The organism is Frigoribacterium sp. Leaf172, from assembly GCF_001424285.1.
In the GTDB taxonomy this organism is placed as follows: domain Bacteria; phylum Actinomycetota; class Actinomycetes; order Actinomycetales; family Microbacteriaceae; genus Frigoribacterium.
On record NZ_LMPB01000002.1, the window covers coordinates 972293 to 990732 of the forward strand.

At 71.3% G+C, this 18440-nt stretch carries 16 protein-coding genes and 2 tRNA genes; 4 read left to right on the plus strand and 14 right to left on the minus strand.

Going from position 1 to position 18440, the window contains the following annotated elements:
* Positions 1–3 precede the first annotated feature (3 nt).
* The 12 genes from dacB to ASF89_RS10835 all read right to left on the minus strand — a co-directional run bounded on the left by dacB (position 4) and on the right by ASF89_RS10835 (position 11634).
* On the minus strand, positions 4–1515 hold the full coding sequence (gene dacB, locus ASF89_RS10780) for a D-alanyl-D-alanine carboxypeptidase/D-alanyl-D-alanine-endopeptidase (protein ID WP_235484074.1): 1512 nt from the start codon (positions 1513–1515) through the stop codon (positions 4–6).
* 33 nt (positions 1516–1548) lie between these two features.
* Complete coding sequence (locus ASF89_RS10785; protein WP_055814477.1) at positions 1549–2529, minus strand: Gfo/Idh/MocA family protein; 981 nt, start codon at positions 2527–2529, stop codon at positions 1549–1551.
* Between the two features lie 124 nt (positions 2530–2653).
* Positions 2654–2726: transfer RNA gene (locus ASF89_RS10790), tRNA-Thr, on the minus strand.
* Between the two features lie 61 nt (positions 2727–2787).
* Positions 2788–3468, minus strand: a complete 681-nt coding sequence (locus ASF89_RS10795) for a TetR/AcrR family transcriptional regulator (protein ID WP_055795961.1) — start codon at positions 3466–3468, stop codon at positions 2788–2790.
* Between the two features lie 14 nt (positions 3469–3482).
* Complete coding sequence (locus tag ASF89_RS10800) at positions 3483–4646, minus strand: DNA polymerase III subunit delta' (protein WP_055814480.1); 1164 nt, start codon at positions 4644–4646, stop codon at positions 3483–3485.
* Positions 4643–5263: a dTMP kinase gene (gene tmk, locus ASF89_RS10805; protein WP_055814483.1), complete on the minus strand. Its 621-nt coding sequence runs from the start codon at positions 5261–5263 to the stop codon at positions 4643–4645. Before tmk ends, ASF89_RS10800 begins: the two co-directional genes overlap by 4 nt.
* Positions 5263–8175, minus strand: coding sequence for a type I DNA topoisomerase (topA, locus tag ASF89_RS10810; protein WP_055795951.1), 2913 nt, complete (start codon positions 8173–8175; stop codon positions 5263–5265). Before topA ends, tmk begins: the two co-directional genes overlap by 1 nt.
* Positions 8176–8312: 137 nt before the next feature.
* Complete coding sequence (locus tag ASF89_RS10815; protein WP_055795947.1) at positions 8313–8705, minus strand: Rv3654c family TadE-like protein; 393 nt, start codon at positions 8703–8705, stop codon at positions 8313–8315.
* Positions 8702–9058 (minus strand): hypothetical protein, encoded by a 357-nt coding sequence (locus tag ASF89_RS10820; RefSeq protein ID WP_055814486.1) that lies wholly within the window; start codon positions 9056–9058, stop codon positions 8702–8704. Before ASF89_RS10820 ends, ASF89_RS10815 begins: the two co-directional genes overlap by 4 nt.
* Before the next feature lie 3 nt (positions 9059–9061).
* Positions 9062–9307 carry a DUF4244 domain-containing protein gene (locus tag ASF89_RS10825; protein WP_055795940.1) on the minus strand — a complete coding sequence of 82 codons (246 nt, stop codon included), beginning with the start codon at positions 9305–9307 and terminating at the stop codon, positions 9062–9064.
* A gap of 103 nt (positions 9308–9410) precedes the next feature.
* Positions 9411–10517 (minus strand): type II secretion system F family protein, encoded by a 1107-nt coding sequence (locus tag ASF89_RS10830; protein ID WP_055814489.1) that lies wholly within the window; start codon positions 10515–10517, stop codon positions 9411–9413.
* Entirely contained in the window at positions 10507–11634 is a 1128-nt protein-coding gene (locus ASF89_RS10835; RefSeq protein WP_082489930.1) for a TadA family conjugal transfer-associated ATPase, read from the minus strand. Before ASF89_RS10835 ends, ASF89_RS10830 begins: the two co-directional genes overlap by 11 nt.
* A gap of 377 nt (positions 11635–12011) precedes the next feature.
* Between ASF89_RS10835 and acs the strand changes: the two genes are divergently transcribed.
* Positions 12012–13964, plus strand: a complete 1953-nt coding sequence (gene acs, locus ASF89_RS10840; RefSeq protein WP_055814492.1) for an acetate--CoA ligase — start codon at positions 12012–12014, stop codon at positions 13962–13964.
* A gap of 3 nt (positions 13965–13967) precedes the next feature.
* Here acs and ASF89_RS10845 read toward each other — a convergent pair whose 3' ends face one another.
* Positions 13968–14444 carry a RidA family protein gene (locus ASF89_RS10845; protein ID WP_055795929.1) on the minus strand — a complete coding sequence of 159 codons (477 nt, stop codon included), beginning with the start codon at positions 14442–14444 and terminating at the stop codon, positions 13968–13970.
* A complete protein-coding gene (locus tag ASF89_RS15960; protein ID WP_200913435.1) occupies positions 14444–14602 on the minus strand; it encodes a hypothetical protein in 159 nt (52 codons plus the stop codon). The genes ASF89_RS10845 and ASF89_RS15960 overlap by 1 nt, the downstream gene beginning before the upstream one ends.
* A 50-nt stretch (positions 14603–14652) precedes the next feature.
* On the opposite strand from ASF89_RS15960, the gene ASF89_RS10850 reads away from it, so the two are divergent.
* The 3 genes from ASF89_RS10850 (at position 14653) to ASF89_RS10860 (ending at position 18347) form a co-directional block, all read left to right on the plus strand.
* The gene (locus tag ASF89_RS10850) at positions 14653–17229 is read left to right on the plus strand and encodes a transglycosylase domain-containing protein (RefSeq protein WP_055814495.1); all 2577 of its coding nucleotides are present in this window, start codon (positions 14653–14655) and stop codon (positions 17227–17229) included.
* A 5-nt stretch (positions 17230–17234) separates the two neighbouring features.
* Positions 17235–18176: a metallophosphoesterase gene (locus tag ASF89_RS10855; protein ID WP_055798215.1), complete on the plus strand. Its 942-nt coding sequence runs from the start codon at positions 17235–17237 to the stop codon at positions 18174–18176.
* 97 nt (positions 18177–18273) lie between these two features.
* Positions 18274–18347 (plus strand) — tRNA-Pro (locus ASF89_RS10860).
* The last annotated feature ends 93 nt before the right edge of the window (positions 18348–18440 follow it).

Sequence of the window (18440 nt, forward strand, 5' to 3'; positions counted from 1 at the left end):
ACCTCATTCTCCTGACAGATCGCCGCCGCAGCGATACACCGCGGCGGTCAGCGTGTCGAGCGCGGCGCGGGCGTCGTCGCGGACGTCGCCGATGGCGTAGAACGCGAAGGCGAGACGGGTGCCGTCGGCCGCGTCGATGCTGCCGGCCAGCGTGTAGGCCGTGTCGATCCAGCCGGTCTTCGCGTGCACGGCCCCGGCGGCGACCGCGTTCTCACCGGTGAAGCGGGCGGCGAGCGTGCCGGTCCGCCCCGAGATCGGCAGGGCGTCGTAGACGACGCCGAGTCCGCCGCGTCGGTCGGCGACGGCGACCATCAGATCCGCGACGACCGTCGCCGGCACCGCGTCGTTCTCGCTGAGCCCCGATCCGTCGACGATGGTCGTCGACGACGTGTCGAGCCCGTACGCCGACGCGAGCACGGACCGGTAGAGCGGGGTCAACGAGGCCGACGAGCCGTCGGCGCCGGACACCCGGGACGAGACCCGGGCGAGCATCTCGGCGAGGGTGTTGTCGGACGTCGGCAGCAGCTGCGAGATCAGGGTCGAGACGGGCTGCGAGCGGACCTCGCCGAGGACGACCGTGCCGGTCGCCGTCCCCTGCGCCATGACGGCCGTCTCCGCCCCGACGACACCGGCGTCGACGAGAGCCGCCCGGAACGCCTCCCCCGCCCGCGCGACCGGGTCGGTGCTGCGCGGGCTCGTCTGAGCGGTCGGGTCGGCCCGGTCGCCGTCGACCATGAGCGCCGTCACCTCGGAGTGGTAGCCGATGGTCTGCTCGGTCCGCTTCCACGACGGGTCCCACTCGTCCGCCTGATCCCAGTAGGTCGCGTCGAGGGTGATGCGCGTGACGGACGCGTCGCCCAACCCGCTCCTCACCTGCGCGGCGAGGTCGCTCAGCTTCGGGGCGCCGGCGTAGACGCTCGGCCCGGCCGCAGCGCTGAGGGTCGCGTCGCCGCCGCCGACGAGGGCGATCGCGCCGCCGCCGGCATCGCCCGTGACCCGGGTCGACAGCCGGTGGTCCGGCCCGAGCACCGACAGCGCGACCGCGCTCGTGAGGGTCTTGAGGACGCTGCCGGTGCGAGCGGGCGTGGAGCCGTCGCGGTCGAACAGCACGTCACCGGACGCGGCGTCGAGGACGGCGCCCTCGAACCGGGCGAGACGGGGATCGGCGGCGGCCGCCGCGACCGAGCACGTCCGGACGGGCGTCGCCGTCGGCGCGGCTGTCGTCGGCGTCTCGGTCGGGGCGGGCGTCGGCGTCGGGGACGAGATCGGCGTCGCCGAACGGCTCGGGGTCGGAGGCGTCGGCGAGACCGACGCCGTCGCGGCGACCCCGGTCGACGGCGCCGACGGGCCGGTCACGGCGCCCGCGGCGAAGGCCCCGCCGCCGAGCAGCACGAGCACCGTGACGGCCGCCGTGGCCCGAGCTCCTCGGGGGTGGTCATGGAGGAGGCGCGCGACGGTCGATCGCGCGCCTCGCCTCCGCCGACGCTCTCGCCTGACACCCGACTGCTCGTCCATCCGAGGCAGTCTACGAAACGCGCGCCGCGCCTCCTACTCGCCGGGGTAGCGGACGCCGAGCTGCCGGCGCATCTCGTCCATGGTGCGCATGACGTCGATGATGCCCGACGTCGGCAGCAGAGGGCTCTCGCGCTCCCCCGCCGCGACGACCCGGTCGAGCTCGATCGCCTGGTGATGGAGCCCGCGCAGCGACCCCTCGTCGGAGTCGTACCGCTCGATGACGGCGTCGTCGCTGTCGTAGACCGTGAAGCCGACGGGCGTGTACCAGGTCGCGTCGACCTCGATGCGACCCGCCGTCCCGTGGATCACCGCGACGTTGTGACCCGACGAGTCGAGGGCCGAGTACAGCTGAGCCGACGCGCCGCTCTCGTAGCCGAGCGAGACCGAGTGCCGGGCGTCGACGCCCTGGTCGCTGAGCACGCCCACGGTGCGGATGTCGCTCGGGGCTCCGAGGATGTCGTGCGCGAACGAGACCGGGTAGACGCCGAGGTCGAGCAGCGCTCCCCCGCCGAGCGCGGGGTCGTTGAGGCGGTGGCGCGGGTCGGTCGGAAGCGACTGGAGATGCAGCGCCGTCAGGAGGCGCACCTCGCCGATGGTCCCGGAGCGCACGATCGCCCGCAGACGCGCGCTCTGCGGCAGGTAGCGCGTCCACATGGCCTCCATGACGACGACGCCCGCGGCCGCTGCCGCGTCGACGACGGACTGCGCCTCGGCGGCCGTGATGGTGAACGACTTCTCGACGAGGACGTGCTTGCCCGCGGCGATCGCCAGCAGCGCCTGCTCCGCGTGGAACACATGCGGGGTGGCGACGTACACCGCGTCGACGGTCGGGTCGGCGACCAGGTCGTCGTAGCCGCCGTGCGCGTGCGCGATGCCGAAGCGGTCGGCGAACTCCTGCGCCTTGGCCGCGTCACGCGAGCCGACCGCCGAGACCGGCAGCCCCGCCCCCAGCACGTCGGAGGTGAAGTCGTGGGCGATGCCGCCCGCGCCGAGTATTCCCCATCGAATCGTCATGCCCCCTGTCTACCAGGCGGGGCCGGGGCGGCGGGACGACCGGGTCTGCTCGGCGCTCGATGTCCGCGGGTCGCCCACCGGACGGCGAAAGCCCCGATCCATCGGGATCGGGGCTTTCTGTCGGAGCCGCTTTGGGGAATCGAACCCCAGACCTTCTCATTACGAGTGAGACGCTCTACCGACTGAGCTAAAGCGGCGGATACCGGTCGAGACCGGGAACCCGTGCCTCTCGGCACGAATAGATACTGTACCGGATTCTCAGAGTTCCCGTGACACGAGGCGTCGGAGGTCGGCGAAGCTGTCGTCCATCCGGGCTCGCAGGCTGAACCGGTAGTCGCCGAGGTGCTCGACGTCGTCGTCCTCGATCCACTCGGCCCAGGCGTGACGCAGCGTGGCGATGACGACCAGCGCCACCAGGTTCGCGCGGCTGGCGATCGACTCGGCGCCGTCGAGGCCGTCGGAACCCTCGATGGTCGACGCTAAGCGGTCGTCGGACGCGAGGCGCTGCGCGACGACGGCGGTCACGCGCTCCTCGAACACCCGCACCGACGCCATGCGCCGGGCGAACAGCTCGGGGTACGCGCGGAGCACCGCCCGCCGACGCTGCACGAGCCCGCGATCCGTCGTGGCCGTGGTGGCCGCGTGATCGAGCAGATGCACCAGGCCGTCAAGGAGCGATCCGTCGTGGTCGTCGATGAAGGCCGTGAGCTCGGCACCCTCGGACAGCTGAGGCGGGTCGCCGACGACGGCCTCTTCTTTGGACGTGAAGTAGTTGAAGAACGTGCGCGGGGAGACGTCGGCTCGGCGGCTGATCATGTCGACCGTGACGGCCTCGAGGCCGTGCTCGCCGATGAGGTCGAGCACGGCGACCTGGATCGCCCGCCGCGTGGCCAGGCGCTTCCGTTCGCGGAGACCGGGGGCGGCGGGGAGGTCGCTCATCAGGCCATCTTGCCTCACCTGACCGCGTGTCTGCTGATGGCGACGAGCATGGCCTCGAGCGCGAGCACCGGCGAGACGTTCGACTCGATGCGCCGGCGGGCGACGGCGATGGCATCCATCACCGCGAGGGTGCTGGCCGGCGAGGAGGCGCGGGTCGCGTCGTCGAGGCGGCCTCGCATGCTCTGATTGATCGGCTCGTCGGCGACCCCGAGATGCAGCAGCAGGACGTCGCGGTAGAGCGAGAGCAGGTCGACCATGATGCGGTCGATGCCGTCCCGGAGACTGCGGGTGGCCCGGCGCTTCTGGTCGTCGTCGAGCGCGCGCAGCTGGCTGCGGAGGGCCGGCGGGACGGTGCCGCCGGCCTCTACCCCGAGCGACCGGAGCGCACTGGCGCGCTCGTCGGCGTCCCGCTCCGTCGTGATCGCCTTGGCGTCGTCGCCCGCCACGGCGAGGAGCGTGGCGGCGGCCTGCACGGCGTCCGAGACGGAGCGGATGGCGAGAGCGGTCTCGAGTGTGCGTCGACGGCGGTCCCGGGCCTCGGGGTTGGTGGCGAGACGGTGCGCCATGCCGATGTGGCTCTGGGCCTCGCGCGCAGCGACGAGGGCGGTGTCGTGATCGACACCGTCCCGACGCTCGATGAGGGCGGCGACGTCGGCCACCGAGGGGACGCGCAGCCGCACTCCGCGGACGCGCGACCGGATCGTGGGGATCAGGTCGGCCTCGCTCGGCGCGCAGAGGATCCAGACCGTGCGGGGCGGCGGCTCCTCCAGCGCCTTGAGCAGCAGGTTCGACGTGCGCTCGGTCATCCGGTCGGCGTCTTCGATGACGACCACGCGGTAGCGGCCGACCGAGGGCGAGAACTGCGACGCGGCGACCAGCGACCGGACCTCGTCGATCGTGATGATGATGCGCTCGGTGCTGAGGACGGCCAGATCGGGGTGCGATCGAGCTCCGACCTGGCGGATGGTCGCAGCCGCGTCGTCGTCGCCCCGGGCCAGCAGCGCGGCGGCGAACGCGTACGCGAGATTCGATCGCCCCGACCCCGGAGGGCCGGTGATCAACCACGAGTGCGTCATCGACGAGTTGCCGGGTTGCGTCGAGGCGGCGGCGCGCAGGGTCTCGATCGCCTCGGTCTGCCCCGTCAGGCCGTCCCAGAACGACCCTGCCGTGACGGTCACGCCAGCAGACCGGAGACGCGTCGGCGGATGACCTCGGCGATCTCGGACTGGGGCCGGGTGGCGTCGATGACGACGAAGCGGTCGGGCTCCGACTCGGCGATCGCGAGGTACGCGGCCCGCACCCGCGCATGGAACTCGGCCTTCTCGGACTCGAGGCGGTCGTAGTCGGTGCGCGCGCCGTCCAGCCGGCGCCGGCCCTCGAGCTCGTCGAGGTCGAGCAGCACGGTGAGATCGGGCGCGAGACCGCCGGTCGCCCAGTCGGACAGGGTCCGGATCTCGTCGCCTCCGAGCACGCGGCCGGCACCCTGGTACGCGACGGACGAGTCGATGTACCGGTCCTGGAGCACGACGTCGCCCCGATCGAGGGCCGGCCGGACGAGAGTGTCGACGTGGTGGGCCCGATCGGCGGCGTAGAGCAGCGCCTCGGCCCGGGGCGCGATGTGACCTCGTCGGTGCAGGACGATCTCACGCAACTCGACGCCGAGATCCGTGCCACCCGGCTCTCGCGTGCGGACCACCGAGCGACCGCTTTCGACGAGCCAGGCCTCGAGCAGGCCGGCCTGGGTCGTCTTGCCCGAACCGTCGCCACCCTCGAGCGTGATGAAGAGCCCCGCCACTACTCGGACGGCTTCTCGGCGGCCGGCTTCTCGGCGGCGGTCGTCTTCGCGGCAGCCGGCTTCTTGGCCGCCGGCTTCTTGGCAGCGGTCGTCGTCTTGGCGGCGGTCGTCGTCTTGGAAGCGGTCGTCTTCGCGGCGGCCGGCTTCTTCGCGGCGGGCTTCTTCGCCGCCGGCTTCTTAGCGGCCGGCTTCTTCGCGGCGGGCTTCTTGGCCGGCCCCTTGGCGCGCTTGTCGGCGATCAGCTGCACGGCCCGATCGAAGTCCACCTCCTCGACGGTCTCGCCACGGGGGATCGTGGCGTTCGTCTCGCCGTCGGTCACGTACGGACCGAATCGGCCGTCCTTCACCTTGATGGGCTTGCCGCTGACCGGGTCGGCCTCGAACTCCTTGAGCGCGCTGCTGGCGCGCTTCGCGCCGTACTTCGGCTGGGCGTAGAGCTCGATGGCGCCAGCCAGATCGATGTCGAAGATCTGATCCTCGCTGGTGAGCGACCGGGTGTCGGCTCCTTTCTTGAGGTACGGACCGTAGCGGCCGTTCTGGGCCTGGATCTCCTCGCCGCTCTCGGGGTCGACCCCGACGACGCGCGGGAGGTCGAGCAGACGCAGGGCGGTCTCGAGATCCACCGTGTCGACGTGCATGCTCTTGAAGAGCGACGACGTGCGCTCCTTCGGCGCGGCCTTCTTCGCGGGAGCCCTCTTCGGCTTCGCCGCAGCGGGCTCGGCGACGGCGGGGGTCGCCTCGACGACCTCGCCCGTGCTCGGGTCGGCCTCGACCTCCTCGGGGGTGCGCTCGGTCACGTACGGACCGAAGCGGCCGTCCTTCGCGACGACCTCCTTGCCGGTCTCGGGGTTGACGCCGAGCACGCGGTCGCCGACGACCGGCGCATCGATCAGCTCTCGAGCCTTCGCGGCGGTGAGCTCGTCGGGGGCGAGGTCCTCCGGGACGTTGACGCGTCGAGGGGTCTCGGGGTCTGCGCCGGGTGCCTCGAGATAGGGGCCGTAGCGTCCGATGCGGAGCGTCAGCCCCTCGCCCAGCGGGATCGAGTTGATGTCCCGAGCGTCGATGTCCCCGAGGTTGTCGATCACCTTGCGGAGGCCCCGGTGCTGCTCGTTTCCGAAGTAGAAGCCATTGAGCCAGTCGACCCGGTCGGCGTCTCCCCCGGCGATGAGGTCGAGGTCGTCTTCCATGCTGGCGGTGAAGTCGTACTGCACGAGGTCGCCGAAGTACTCCTCGAGCAGGCGAACCACCGAGAACGCGATCCAGTTCGGCACCAGCGCGGTGCCCCGCGGGGTCACGTAGCCGCGGTCGACGATGGTCGACATGATGGCGGCGTAGGTCGACGGACGCCCGATCCCGAGCTCTTCGAGGGTCTTGACGAGGCTGGCCTCCGTGTAGCGCGGCGGAGCGCTCGTGTCGTGCCCCTTGGCCTCGATCTCGTCGAGGGAGAGCGACTGACCGACGGTCAGCGGGGGGAGCTTGGCGTCGGCGGGCTCCGCCGAGCCGTGGCGGTCCTCGTCGCGCCCCTCTTCGTAGGCGTTGAGGAAGCCGCGGAACGTGATGACCGTTCCCGAGGCGGTGAACTCGGCGAGCGTGCCCTCGGCGGCTCGGGACGCGATGCCCTCGACGGCACCCGGTGTCGTCGCGGCGACGACGACCGAGGCCGTCGAGCCCTTCGCGTCGGCCATCTGCGACGCGACGGTGCGCTTCCAGATGAGGTCGTAGAGCTTCCAGTCGTTGCCGCGGAGCGAGCTCGACATCTCGGACGGGGTCCGGAAGGTGTCGCCCGACGGCCGGATCGCCTCGTGCGCCTCCTGAGCGTTCTTGCTCTTGCCGGTGTAGAGCCGGGGCTTGGCCGGGACGGTCTCGGCACCGTACAGCTTCGACGCCTGGTTGCGCGCCGCGTCGATGGCCTGCTGCGAGAGCGACGGCGAGTCGGTCCGCATGTAGGTGATGTGGCCGTTCTCGTAGAGCGACTGGGCGACGCTCATGGTCTGACGAGCCGAGAACCGGAGCTTGCGCGCCGCCTCCTGCTGGAGCGTCGATGTCGTGAACGGCGCCGCGGGACGGCGCGTGTAGGGCTTCGACTCGACCGAGGTGACCTCGATCGCGACGCCGTCGGACTCCAGGGCGCGGGTGAGAGCCTGCGCCGTCGTCTCGTCGAGTGAGACCGACTCGCTCTTCAGCTGACCGCGGTCGTCGAAGTCGCGACCGCTCGCGACCCGCGAGCCGTTGACCCGGACGAGCTTCGACGAGAATGCGACCGACCCGCTCGAGGGCTCGAACGTCGCCGTGAGATCCCAGTAGGTGGCCGACACGAACGCGAGACGCTCGCGCTCGCGATCGACGACCAGGCGGGTGGCGGCCGACTGGACACGGCCCGCCGACAGACCCGGCCCGACCTTGCGCCAGAGGACCGGAGAGACCTCGAACCCGTAGAGGCGGTCGAGGATCCGACGCGTCTCCTGCGCGTCGACCAGCGCGGTGTCGAGCTCGCGGGTGTTCTCCTGCGCCTTTTGGATCGCGTCTTTGGTGATCTCGTGGAACACCATCCGCTTGACGGGGACCTTGGGCTTCAGCTCCTGGAGCAGGTGCCACGCGATGGCCTCGCCCTCGCGGTCCTCATCAGTGGCGAGGTACAGCTCGTCCGCGGTCTTCAGCGCGCGCTTGAGATCGGCGACGGTCTTCTTCTTGGCGTCGGAGACGACGTAGTAGGGCTCGAAGCCGTTCTCGACGTCGACGGAGAACTTGCCGAGCGAGCCCTTCTTCATCTCGGGCGGGAGGTTCTTCGGCTCGATGAGGTCGCGGATGTGGCCGACGGATGCGAGGACCTCGTATCCGCTGCCGAGGTACTGGGCGATCGTCTTGGCCTTCGCGGGCGACTCGACGATGACCAGTTTCTTCGTGCCTGGCACGGGACTCCTTGGATTGTGGAACGTGTACGGCCGATCGAGAGAGATCGGCGGGGCCGGGGGACGATGTCCCTCCGGGCCGGGTGCGACGGGCTGGCTGCCGACAGGCACACCATACACACACCGCACTCGCGACTTGCTCACGGCGTGGTCGAGGGTCGAGGCGCCGCGTCCGGTGGTGGTCCCGCCGTCGCGGACGCCGTCACGGAGACGGGGCCGAAGGCGCTCGACACTTGGACGGTCACGACGGGGCCGTCGGTCCGACATGAGAGGAGGGTCGTCCCGTTCGCCGCGGCAACACGACCCGCGACATCGCAGACGGCGCCCGCTGTCAGCCCGGCGGCGACGTCGGCGCCGGCCAGGGCGGACGCGTCGGCAGCGCCGGCCGCCCTGCTGCGCTCCACGAGGGCGCCCGACGCGATCGACGTGGCGACGACGAGGGAGACGACGGCGACCAGCGTTCCGACGGCGACCACGGATGCGGACCCGGAGTCGTCGCGGAGACTGTGACGCTCGAGCTCCGAGCGGGTCATCCGCCCGCCGTGGGGGCGCAGCTCCGCCCGGACAGCTGCACCGCCTCGACCGGCCCCAGATCCACGGAACGCGTGAGCCGCACGCAGATCAGATCGCCCTCGACCGACGTGACCATCACCGCACCCGGAGCCAGAGCGGCGAGCGTGCCCGGCACCGAGTCGGCTGCGCCTCGCGCGGTCTGCCGGGCGACGACGGCGGCTGCGTCGGCCAGTCGGATGGTCTGCACACCGGCGCCGGCGACCATCACGGCGAGCCCGAGGACGGACAGGAGGGCCGGCACCACGAGGGCGAACTCGGCGACGACGCTGCCGTCGTCGGCTGCGAGACGAGGACGCACGGTGCTGGGCCGCACACGTCAACCCACCGTGAGCGCGGATCGGACCAGATCGGAGAGGGTCCCCCTGACCTCGTCCGACCGCATGATGACGACCAGGAGTCCGGCGAACCCGACGGCCGCCATGATGACGATGGCGTACTCGGCGGTCGCCGCCCCGTCGTCGGCCGCGAGCAGTCGCCGGAGGGCGCCGGGGGTGGACGGGCTGGTCTGCGAGGGGAAGGAGGGGGTCGGATCGGGCCGTTCGGAGACGAATCGCGTTGTCACGGTGTTCCTTACTGTTCTGGGGGCCACCGTCTGTGGCCTGGATCGAGTCTCGGAGACGAGGGACCGGGTCGGTCGACGGGGCGTTCCCGGGTGGGGACGTCGGTCACCAGGTGGCCGTTGTGGAGGAGACGAGCGACACCACGAGCGGCACGACGGCGACGACGAGGAAGGCCGGCAGCACGCAGAGACCGAGCGGGAGCATGAGCGTCGACCCCAGACGCGCGGCCGCCGCCTGAGACGCCGCAGCGGACTCGAGGCGGCGTTCGCGAGCTGTGGCACGGAGCAGCTCGACCGCCGGGGCGCCGGCCCGGCGCGAGAGGTCGAGGACGTCGAGGCAGTCCTGCTCGGGGTCCGGGGCAGTCGTCGGCACCGCACCCGCAGCCGCACGCGTCGGAGCGCCCGGCACGGCCTCGCGGGCGATCGCCGCCGGGAATCTCGCGAACGCCCCTCGGACCAGGCCGAGGCCCTTCTCCCATGACGCGCCACCCGACACGGCGACGGCGAGGAGCTCCAGACGGAGTCCGGGCACCGGCCCCCGGGGGGTCGCCCGCGCCACCAGCTTCGCGTTCCAGGCTCGGGCCACGCCGACGAGTGCTCCGCCGAGCCCGAGGCACGACCACCCGATCGGCGTCGCGAAGAGGACGCCCGCCGTGTCGAAGCCCATGCCCAGCGAGAAGAGGAGTCCGACCGGAGGGAGGGCGAGCACGATGCGGCCGGTCGATCGAGGGCCGCTCAGGGCCACGTCGACCTCGCGCCGCGCCGCCTCCGCCGCCCGGAGCCCCACCACGAAGGTCCGCAGACAGTCGGCCAGCGGCGCTCCGCTGCGCTCCGCGACGTACCAGGCGGATGCCACCTGCTGCCAGTCGAGCTGATGCCGCAGCCGGTCGCGCGAGCCGGCGAAGACCTCGCCGTCGAGGGCGGCCCCCAGGGCATCGGAGATCGCGGTGCCCGTGACCGCCTCGTCGGCGACGGCGGTCGTCACCGTCCGCACGGGTCCTGGCGGCTCCGACTCCGCCACATGGCGCCACGCCGACGCCGGGACGACGCCGGCGGAGAGCAGCACGGCGATCCGCTCGACGACCGTCGACGCCGGGGTGACGGCGACGGGACGCCCGACGACCGTCGACGCCGGGGTGACGGCGACGGGACGCCCGACGACCGTCGACGCCGGGGTGACGGCGACGGGACGCCAGACCCGCTCAGCCGCCACGTCGGCCGAGCCCCGGTCGAGCGACGAGGGCGCCGCGTCCGTCGAGCACGAGCCGCCCCACCTGAGCGAGGCGGCGGCCCTCGGGCGTCCGCTCGAGGTGGAACACCGCGTCGAAGGCGCTGACGGCCTGGCGGGCCAGGGCGTCGGGGCTCAACCCGGCGACCGCGCCGAGGGCCTCGAGCCGCGCGGGGACGTCGGCGAGGCCGTTCGCATGGAGGGTGCCCGCGCCGCCGTCGTGTCCGGTGTTGAGCGCCGAGAGGAGGTCACGCACCTCGACGCCCCGGCATTCGCCCACGACGAGCCGATCGGGGCGCATCCGGAGGGCCTCGCGGAGGAGCCGAGCGAGATCGACGCCTCCGACGCCCTCGAGATTGGGCTGTCTGGCCTCGAGCGCCACGACGTGGGGATGATCGACCCGCAGCTCGGCGACGTCCTCGATGGTCACGATGCGATCGGAGGGATCGGCCTCCGAGAGCAGGCCCGCCAGGAACGTCGTCTTGCCCGCGCCTCCCGCCCCGGTGATGAGGACGTTCGCCCGTCGCGCCACGCACTCCCTCACCTCGGTCTCGTCGACCGCGGCGAAGAACCCCTGCGCGGACAACGCGTCGAGAGAGAGGGGTGCGCGTCGCGGGAGGCGGATGGAGAGCAGGGTCCCCACGGTCGAGACGGGCGGAAGGACGACGTGGACGCGGATCCCCTCGTCGAGACGCACGTCCACGCACGGGCTCGCCTCGTCGACGTGACGGCCGCCCGCGGCGACGAGTCGTGTCGCCAACGCCCTCGCCGCCTCGTCCGAGAGATGCACGAGGCCGTCCGGTCGCAGGCCGGAGCCGCGGTCGACCCAGGTGCCTCGTCCCCCGTTGACGAAAACGTCGGTGACCCCGGGCTCGTCGATCAGGTCACGGAGGGGCCCGAAGGGTGCGCCGCGCGAACGGTCAGGGTATCGGTGTCCCCCGTTCTGCCGCTCTGTACCCCGGTCGATGATCGGACCCGTCACGAGCGCGGGGACGAACCGGCCCGAGCCCGACTCCCGGGTGAGCCCCGGGTGACCGGAGGCGGACGAGCCGGAGGCGGACGGGAGGACGGGGAGGGCGGGAGCGACCGACGGAAGGGACATGCTCGGACGCTAGAGCCGGCCGCGTCCGAGCAGACGGTTCGGTCTGGTGACTGGGGAGAGGCCGCCTCGGCATCGATCTGTGGAGGGGTGGTCTCGCTCACCCGTCGAGGGTGACCGACGGGTTAAAGAAAGAGGGGCGGCGCCGATTGGGGGGAACCGGCGCCGCCACCGCAACACGCGATTGGGGGGAATCAGCGCATTGCGAGTCGGAACTGAATCCGACTACGTCAACTGTACCCCAGGATGACCGCCGCGCGCCACGACCGACGGGACGGATCACCGATAGCGGACAGACCCCGACGCACCGGCCCTCGGGGGTAGTGTCGGCTCCTACGCGGCTGACCCCGCGCCTCCCGCAATGACGCGAAAGGAACGCCATGGCCGACGGACAGCCGACGCCCCAGCCCGAGGGGCGGGTCTTCGCGCCCGACCCGGTCTTCGCCGCCGAGGCGGTCGCCACGACCGAGCTCGCAGCACGCGCCCGCGCGGACCGCCTCGCGTTCTGGGCCGAGCAGGCGGACGAGTCCGTGACCTGGGGACGACGACCCACCGAGACCCTCGACTGGTCCGACCCGCCGTTCGCGAGATGGTTCGCCGACGGCACGCTGAACGTCGCCTACAACTGCCTCGACCGCCACGTCGACGCCGGTCACGGCGAGCGCGTCGCCCTCCTCTGGGAGGGCGAGCCGGGTGACTCCCGTTCGATCACGTACGCCGAGCTGACCGCCGACGTGAAGCGCGCGGCGAACCTCCTGTCGTCGCTCGGAGTCGGGCCGGGCGACCGGGTGGTCGTCTACCTGCCGCAGATCCCCGAGGCCGTGGTCGCCATGCTCGCGATCGTCCGGCTGGGCGCGGTCCACTCCGTCGTGTTCGGGGGCTTCAGCGCCGAGAGCCTCCGCGCTCGCATCGACGACGCCGAGGCGACGCTCGTGATCACGGCCGACGGCGGCTGGCGGAAGGGCGCCGTCTCGCCCCTCAAGCCCGTCGTGGACGCCGCGCTGGCCCTCGACGGCCCGTCGACGGTCGCGAACGTGCTCGTCGTGCGCCGGGGCGAGAACGAGATCGACTGGGTCGCCGGGCGCGACCTCTGGTGGCACGAGGCCCTCGAGGGCGTCGGAGGCGACCACGTCGCCGAGCAGTTCGACGCCGAGCACCCGCTGTTCATCCTCTACACGAGCGGCACCACCGGGAAGCCCAAGGGCATCCTCCACACCTCGGGCGGCTACCTGACCCAGGTTGCCTACACGCACCGGAACGTCTTCGACCTGCGGCCCGAGACCGACGTCTACTGGTGCACCGCCGACGTGGGCTGGATCACCGGGCACAGCTACGTCGTCTACGGCCCCCTGGCCAACGGCGCCACCCAGGTGCTCTACGAGGGCACCCCGGACTCCCCCGCGCCCGGCCGCTGGTGGGACCTGATCGAGAAGTACGGCGTGACGATCCTCTACACGGCGCCGACGGCGATCCGGGGGTTCATGAAGGCGGGGCGCGAGATCCCGCAGGCGCGCGATCTGTCGTCCCTGCGCCTCCTCGGCTCCGTCGGCGAGCCGATCAACCCCGAGGCCTGGCTCTGGTACCGGGAGGTCATCGGGTCGGGGCGGACCCCGATCGTCGACACCTGGTGGCAGACCGAGACGGGCGCGATGATGATCTCGCCCCTGCCGGGCGTCACGACGACCAAGCCGGGTGCGGCGCAGACGCCGGTTCCGGGCGTCGTGATCGATGTCGTCGACGACCAGGGCGTCACCGTGGCGCCCGGCGAGAGCGGCCTGCTGGTGATCACCGAGCCGTGGCCGTCGATGCTGCGGGGCATCTGGGGCGACCGCGAGCGCTACGTCGAGACGTACTGGGGCCGATTCGGCGACCGCTACTTCGCGGGCGACGGCGCGAGGCGGGACGACGACGGCGACATCTGGCTGCTGGGCCGCGTCGACGACGTCATGAACGTCTCAGGCCACCGACTGTCGACCGCCGAGATCGAGTCCGCGCTGATCTCGAACCCCCTCGTGGCCGAGTCGGCCGTCGTCGGGGCGTCCGACGAGACCACGGGTCAGGCGGTCGTCGCGTTCGTCGTGCTGCGGAACAAGAAGAAGGAGAGCGTGAGCCCCGAGGAGGCGGTGGCCCGGTTGCGCGCCCACGTCGCCGACCGCATCGGCGCCATCGCGCGCCCGCGGACGGTCGTGCTGGTCGACGAGCTGCCGAAGACCCGCTCGGGCAAGATCATGCGCCGGCTGCTGCGCGACGTCGCCGAGGGGCGCGAGGTCGGCGACACGACGACCCTCGCCGACTCGGCGGTGATGAACGTCATCACCGCCGAGATGCGGTGAGCGTCAGGCGGGTCGGACCTCGAGCACGATCTCGACCTCGACGGGCGAGTCGAGGGGCAGCACGGCCACGCCGACCGCGCTGCGGGCGTGCACGCCCGCGTCGCCGAAGACCCGGCCGATGAGCTCGGAGGCCCCGTTGATCACGCCGGGCTGTCCGCTGAAGCCGGGATCGGAGGCGACGAAGCCGGTCACCTTAACGACGCGGACGACGTCGTCGAGCGAGTCGAGCACCGAGGCGGCGGCGGCCAGGGCGTTGAGGGCGCTCGTGGCCGCGTGCTCCTTGGCGGCGGCGGGGTCGACCAGCCCCGGGCCGTCGCCCACCTTGCCGGTCGCCGGCAGGACGCCGTCGACGAAGGGCAGCTGACCCGCCGTGTAGACGTACGACCCCGTGCGGACGGCGGGCACGTAGGCGCCGGCCGGGGTCGCGACGCCCGGCAGTTCGAGGCCGAGCTCGGCGAGCCGGTCGCCGACGACGGACATCAGTCCGCCTGCTTCGGTCGCTTGAACCAGGCGACCGGGCCGCCCTCGGGTCCTTGCGTCACCTGCACGAGCTCCCAGCCGTCACTCCCCCAGTTGTTCAGGATCGCGGTGCTGTTGTGCACCATGAGCGGCGTGGTCATGTACTCCCAAAGGACCATTTGTGGTTCCGTTCAGCTTGGATTTCCGGGTCATCACTTACCCTGATCTTATGTCTGCCCCAAAATCGAAGCCGACTTCCGTCGTCGGCGCGCTCTTCGGCTTCGTCGGCTTCAGCGTCCTCGCCGGTCTGCTGGTCACCATCGGCGTCACTCCCGCCATCGCCGTCGCCGGAATGACCGCCTCCAGCTCGATCGGCGTGTTCGAGTCGATCCCCGAGTACATCGAGATCGGCAAGCTCCAGCAGCGCAACGTGCTGTACGGCAAGCAGAACGGGAAGGACGTCCCGTTCGCCACCCTCTATGCGCAGAACCGCGTCGCCCTCAAGTGGGACGAGGTCTCGCCGAACCTCAAGAACGCCGTCGTGGCCGGTGAGGACCGCCGCTTCTACGAGCACGGCGGCGTCGACCTGACGTCTCTCGTCCGGGCCGGCGTCGGATCGCTCGCCGGTGGGCTGGGCGAGAGCGGTGGAGGCTCGACCCTGACGATGCAGCTCGTGCGGAACATCCGTCTCGCCGAGGCGCAGGAGCTCACGGGCGACGCGCAGACCAAGGCCATCCAGGAGGCCAAGGAGGTCAGCATCGAGCGAAAGCTCCAGGAGATGAAGTTCGCCATCGGCCTCGAGAAGAAGTACAGCAAGGACGACATCCTGCTCGCCTACCTGAACATCGCGTACTTCGGCGATCAGGCGTACGGCGTCCAGGCGGCTGCGCAGCACTACTTCAACAAGCCCGCCTCAGGCCTGACGGCCGTCGAGGCGGCCAGCCTCATCGCGATGGTGCAGTACCCCGAGAAGCGGAACCTCGCGACCCCCGACAACTACAAGGCCAACGTCGACCGCCGCGATGTCATCCTCGCGAGCATGCTCGGCGAGGGCTACCTCGATCAGAAGGCCTACGACGCCTCGATCGACGACGCCCCCGAGACCTACGTCAAGCTGACGCAGCCGACCCAGGGCTGCGTGGCCGTCACCTCGCCCGGAGCCCAGCAGTTCTGCGACTACGTCAAGAAGAGCATCAAGGACATCCCGTCGCTCGGGAAGGACGCCGCCGAGCGCGACGCGAACTGGCGCACCGGCGGCTACAAGGTCTACACGACGATCAACCTCGATCTGACCGCCAACGCGCGCACCCAGATCGACCGCTACGCACCGCCGACCGAGCCGGCCCTCAACCTGGGCAGCGCCGTGAACTCGGTCGAGGCCGGCACGGGCCGCGTGGTCGTCATGGCGCAGAACCGCAGCCTGAACGAGGACCCCGAGGTCACCGACCCGAACGTCACGGCCATCAACTACAGCACCGACAAGCCCTACGGCGGTTCGAGCGGGTTCCAGACCGGGTCGACGTACAAGCCCTTCACGCTGATCAACTGGCTGCAGAACGGGCACGGGCTCTCCGAGGTCGTCAACGGCACGCCGAGGGCCTTCACCCCGATGACGGTCGACGGGCAGCAGTACAGCACCGTCGACGGGCAGTTCCCCCGAGGGTTCGCACCCAAGAACGACGACGGCGGGAACCCCGGATACGTCACGGCTCAGCGTGCGACGGCCTTGTCGATCAACACGGCGTACGCGGCCATGGCGCAGAAGCTCGACCTGGCGGACATCCGCGATGTCGCCAGCTCGCTCGGAGTCCACCGTGCCGACGGGGCCGAGCTGCTCACCAACACGTCGTCGTTCCTCGGGACGAACGAGATCGCCCCGCTGACGATGGCCGCCGCCTACGCCGGCATCGCGGCCGGCGGCAAGTACTGCAAGCCGATCATCGTCGACCAGATCGTGGACGCCGACGGCAAGGAGATCGGCGGACAGCCGCAGGAGTGCAACCAGGCGCTCGACCCGGCCATCGCCGCAGCCACCATCCAGGGCATGTCCCAGCTCTGGTCGGGCGGCGGCACCGGTGTCGGCGCCCTGCCCGCCGACGGGCTGCCCGAGATCGGCAAGACCGGCACCACGACCGAGAAGGACCAGATCTGGCTGGTCGGGTCGACCAGCAAGCTGGCGACCGCGGTCTGGATGGGCAACGTCAAGGGCAAGGTCAGCCTGCGGACGGCCTACTCGCCCGCCACCGGCACGACCTACGCCACCGCTCGCGCCGGCTTCTTCCGCGACGTGCAGACGGTCAACAACACCGTCTACGGCGGAGGCGCGTTCCCCACGGCCGATCCCAGCGTCGTCCGCGGCAGCGCCGCCCAGGCCCTCCCCGACCTGAGCGGACAGACCGCCGAGCAGGCGGCCGCCACGCTCCGCGGCATCGGACTGAGCTACGTCGACGGCGGTCAGCAGGAGTCGACCGCCCCCATCGGGACGGTGTCCGCCACGTCGCCCGCCGCCGGCACGCAGGTGTCGTCGGGTACGGCCGTCACGGTCTACACGAGCGTCGGCACGAACGCCGCGGCCGTGCCGAACGTCGTCGGAGCGAACTACGACGACGCCGTCGAGGCCATCGGCGCCGCGGGCTTCGACCGGTCGAAGATCGTGCTGGCCGGCTACACCGTGGGCACCGAAGACAATCAGTGCGAGGTGTCGCTCATGGAGCCGGGCGGAGGGGCCTCCGTCGACAAGGGCGCCTCCATCGCGATCCAGCTCTACGGCAACGCCGAGGGTCGCGACCCGGGCGACTGCACGTGAGCCCACTGAGCGCCGGAAGGACGACGGCCGCGACCGCGATGGTGGGCGCGGCCGTCGGCCTGGGCGCATTCGCCTGGGGTTCGCTCGTCGAACGCAACCGCTTCACGGTGCGGCACGAGGTGCTGCCGATCCTCGAGTCGGGCTCGCGCAGCCTGACGATCCTCCACCTGAGCGATCTGCATCTGGCTCCCTGGCAGACCGAGAAGCAGGAATGGATCCGCGGGCTCTCGGTCTACGAGCCCGATCTCGTCGTCAACACGGGCGACAACATGGGGCATGTCGATGCTCATGATGCGCTGGAGTACACCCTCGAGCCGTTCCGCGACACGGCCGGCGTGTTCGTCCACGGCTCGAACGACTACTACGGCCCGACGCCGAAGAACCCGTTGGCGTACTTCGGCGGCCCGAGCAAGGCGCACCGGACGCCGACCGCTCTCGACATCGGCCGCATGGAGTCGTTCTTCGCCGGTCTCGGCTGGCTCGACCTCAACAACACCGCACGGGCCATCGAGATCCGCGGCTCGCGACTCGAGCTGTTCGGGGTGAACGACGCGCACCGCGGCTGGGACCGCCTCGACCGCCTCCCCGGTGCCCTCGACGACCTCCGCGAGAACGTCGGCTGGCAGGACGACCGCGGTGGCCCCGACCCCATCAGCATCGCTCTCACCCACGCGCCGTACCAGCGGGTCCTGAACTCGTTCGTGACGAACGGCGCCGACGTCGTGTTCGGCGGGCACACGCACGGCGGGCAGGTCCGCGTGCCGGGCTACGGCGCCCTGGTGACCAACTGCGACATCCCCCGCAGCAAGGTCAGCGGCCTCAGCACCTGGAGTCATGCCCGCAGGACGGCGCACCTCGAGATCTCCGCCGGTCTCGGCACCTCCATCTACGCGCCCGTCCGGTTCGACTGCCGCCCCGAGGCCGTCGTGCTCACGCTCACCGCCTGAGACCCCGCCGAGCCGGTCGAGCCGGTCACGGACGACCCCATTCGTTTGCTAACATGATCAGGTTGCACCGGCAGCAGAGCATCGCAGCCGGCCACATCGGGGTGTGGCGCAGCTTGGTAGCGCGCCTCGTTCGGGACGAGGAGGTCGTGGGTTCGAATCCCGCTACCCCGACACCAGAGAATGGCCCCGCCTTCGGGCGGGGCCATTCTCGTCTCACGTCCCCTCCGCCCGTGGTCGACCCCGCCTCGAGGCCCGACCGGCCCC

Bases quoted from the DNA above. Each gene is read 5' to 3' on its own strand.
- ASF89_RS10850 (WP_055814495.1), top strand. From the start codon at position 14,653: ATGTCTGCCCCAAAATCGAAGCCGACTTCCGTCGTCGGCGCGCTCTTC.
- ASF89_RS15960 (WP_200913435.1), bottom strand. From the start codon at position 14,602: ATGGTCCTTTGGGAGTACATGACCACGCCGCTCATGGTGCACAACAGC.
- ASF89_RS10845 (WP_055795929.1), bottom strand. From the start codon at position 14,444: ATGTCCGTCGTCGGCGACCGGCTCGCCGAGCTCGGCCTCGAACTGCCG.
- ASF89_RS10835 (WP_082489930.1), bottom strand. From the start codon at position 11,634: ATGTCCCTTCCGTCGGTCGCTCCCGCCCTCCCCGTCCTCCCGTCCGCC.
- dacB (WP_235484074.1), bottom strand. From the start codon at position 1,515: ATGGACGAGCAGTCGGGTGTCAGGCGAGAGCGTCGGCGGAGGCGAGGC.
- ASF89_RS10795 (WP_055795961.1), bottom strand. From the start codon at position 3,468: ATGAGCGACCTCCCCGCCGCCCCCGGTCTCCGCGAACGGAAGCGCCTG.
- ASF89_RS10815 (WP_055795947.1), bottom strand. From the start codon at position 8,705: ATGACCCGCTCGGAGCTCGAGCGTCACAGTCTCCGCGACGACTCCGGG.
- ASF89_RS10785 (WP_055814477.1), bottom strand. From the start codon at position 2,529: ATGACGATTCGATGGGGAATACTCGGCGCGGGCGGCATCGCCCACGAC.
- acs (WP_055814492.1), top strand. From the start codon at position 12,012: ATGGCCGACGGACAGCCGACGCCCCAGCCCGAGGGGCGGGTCTTCGCG.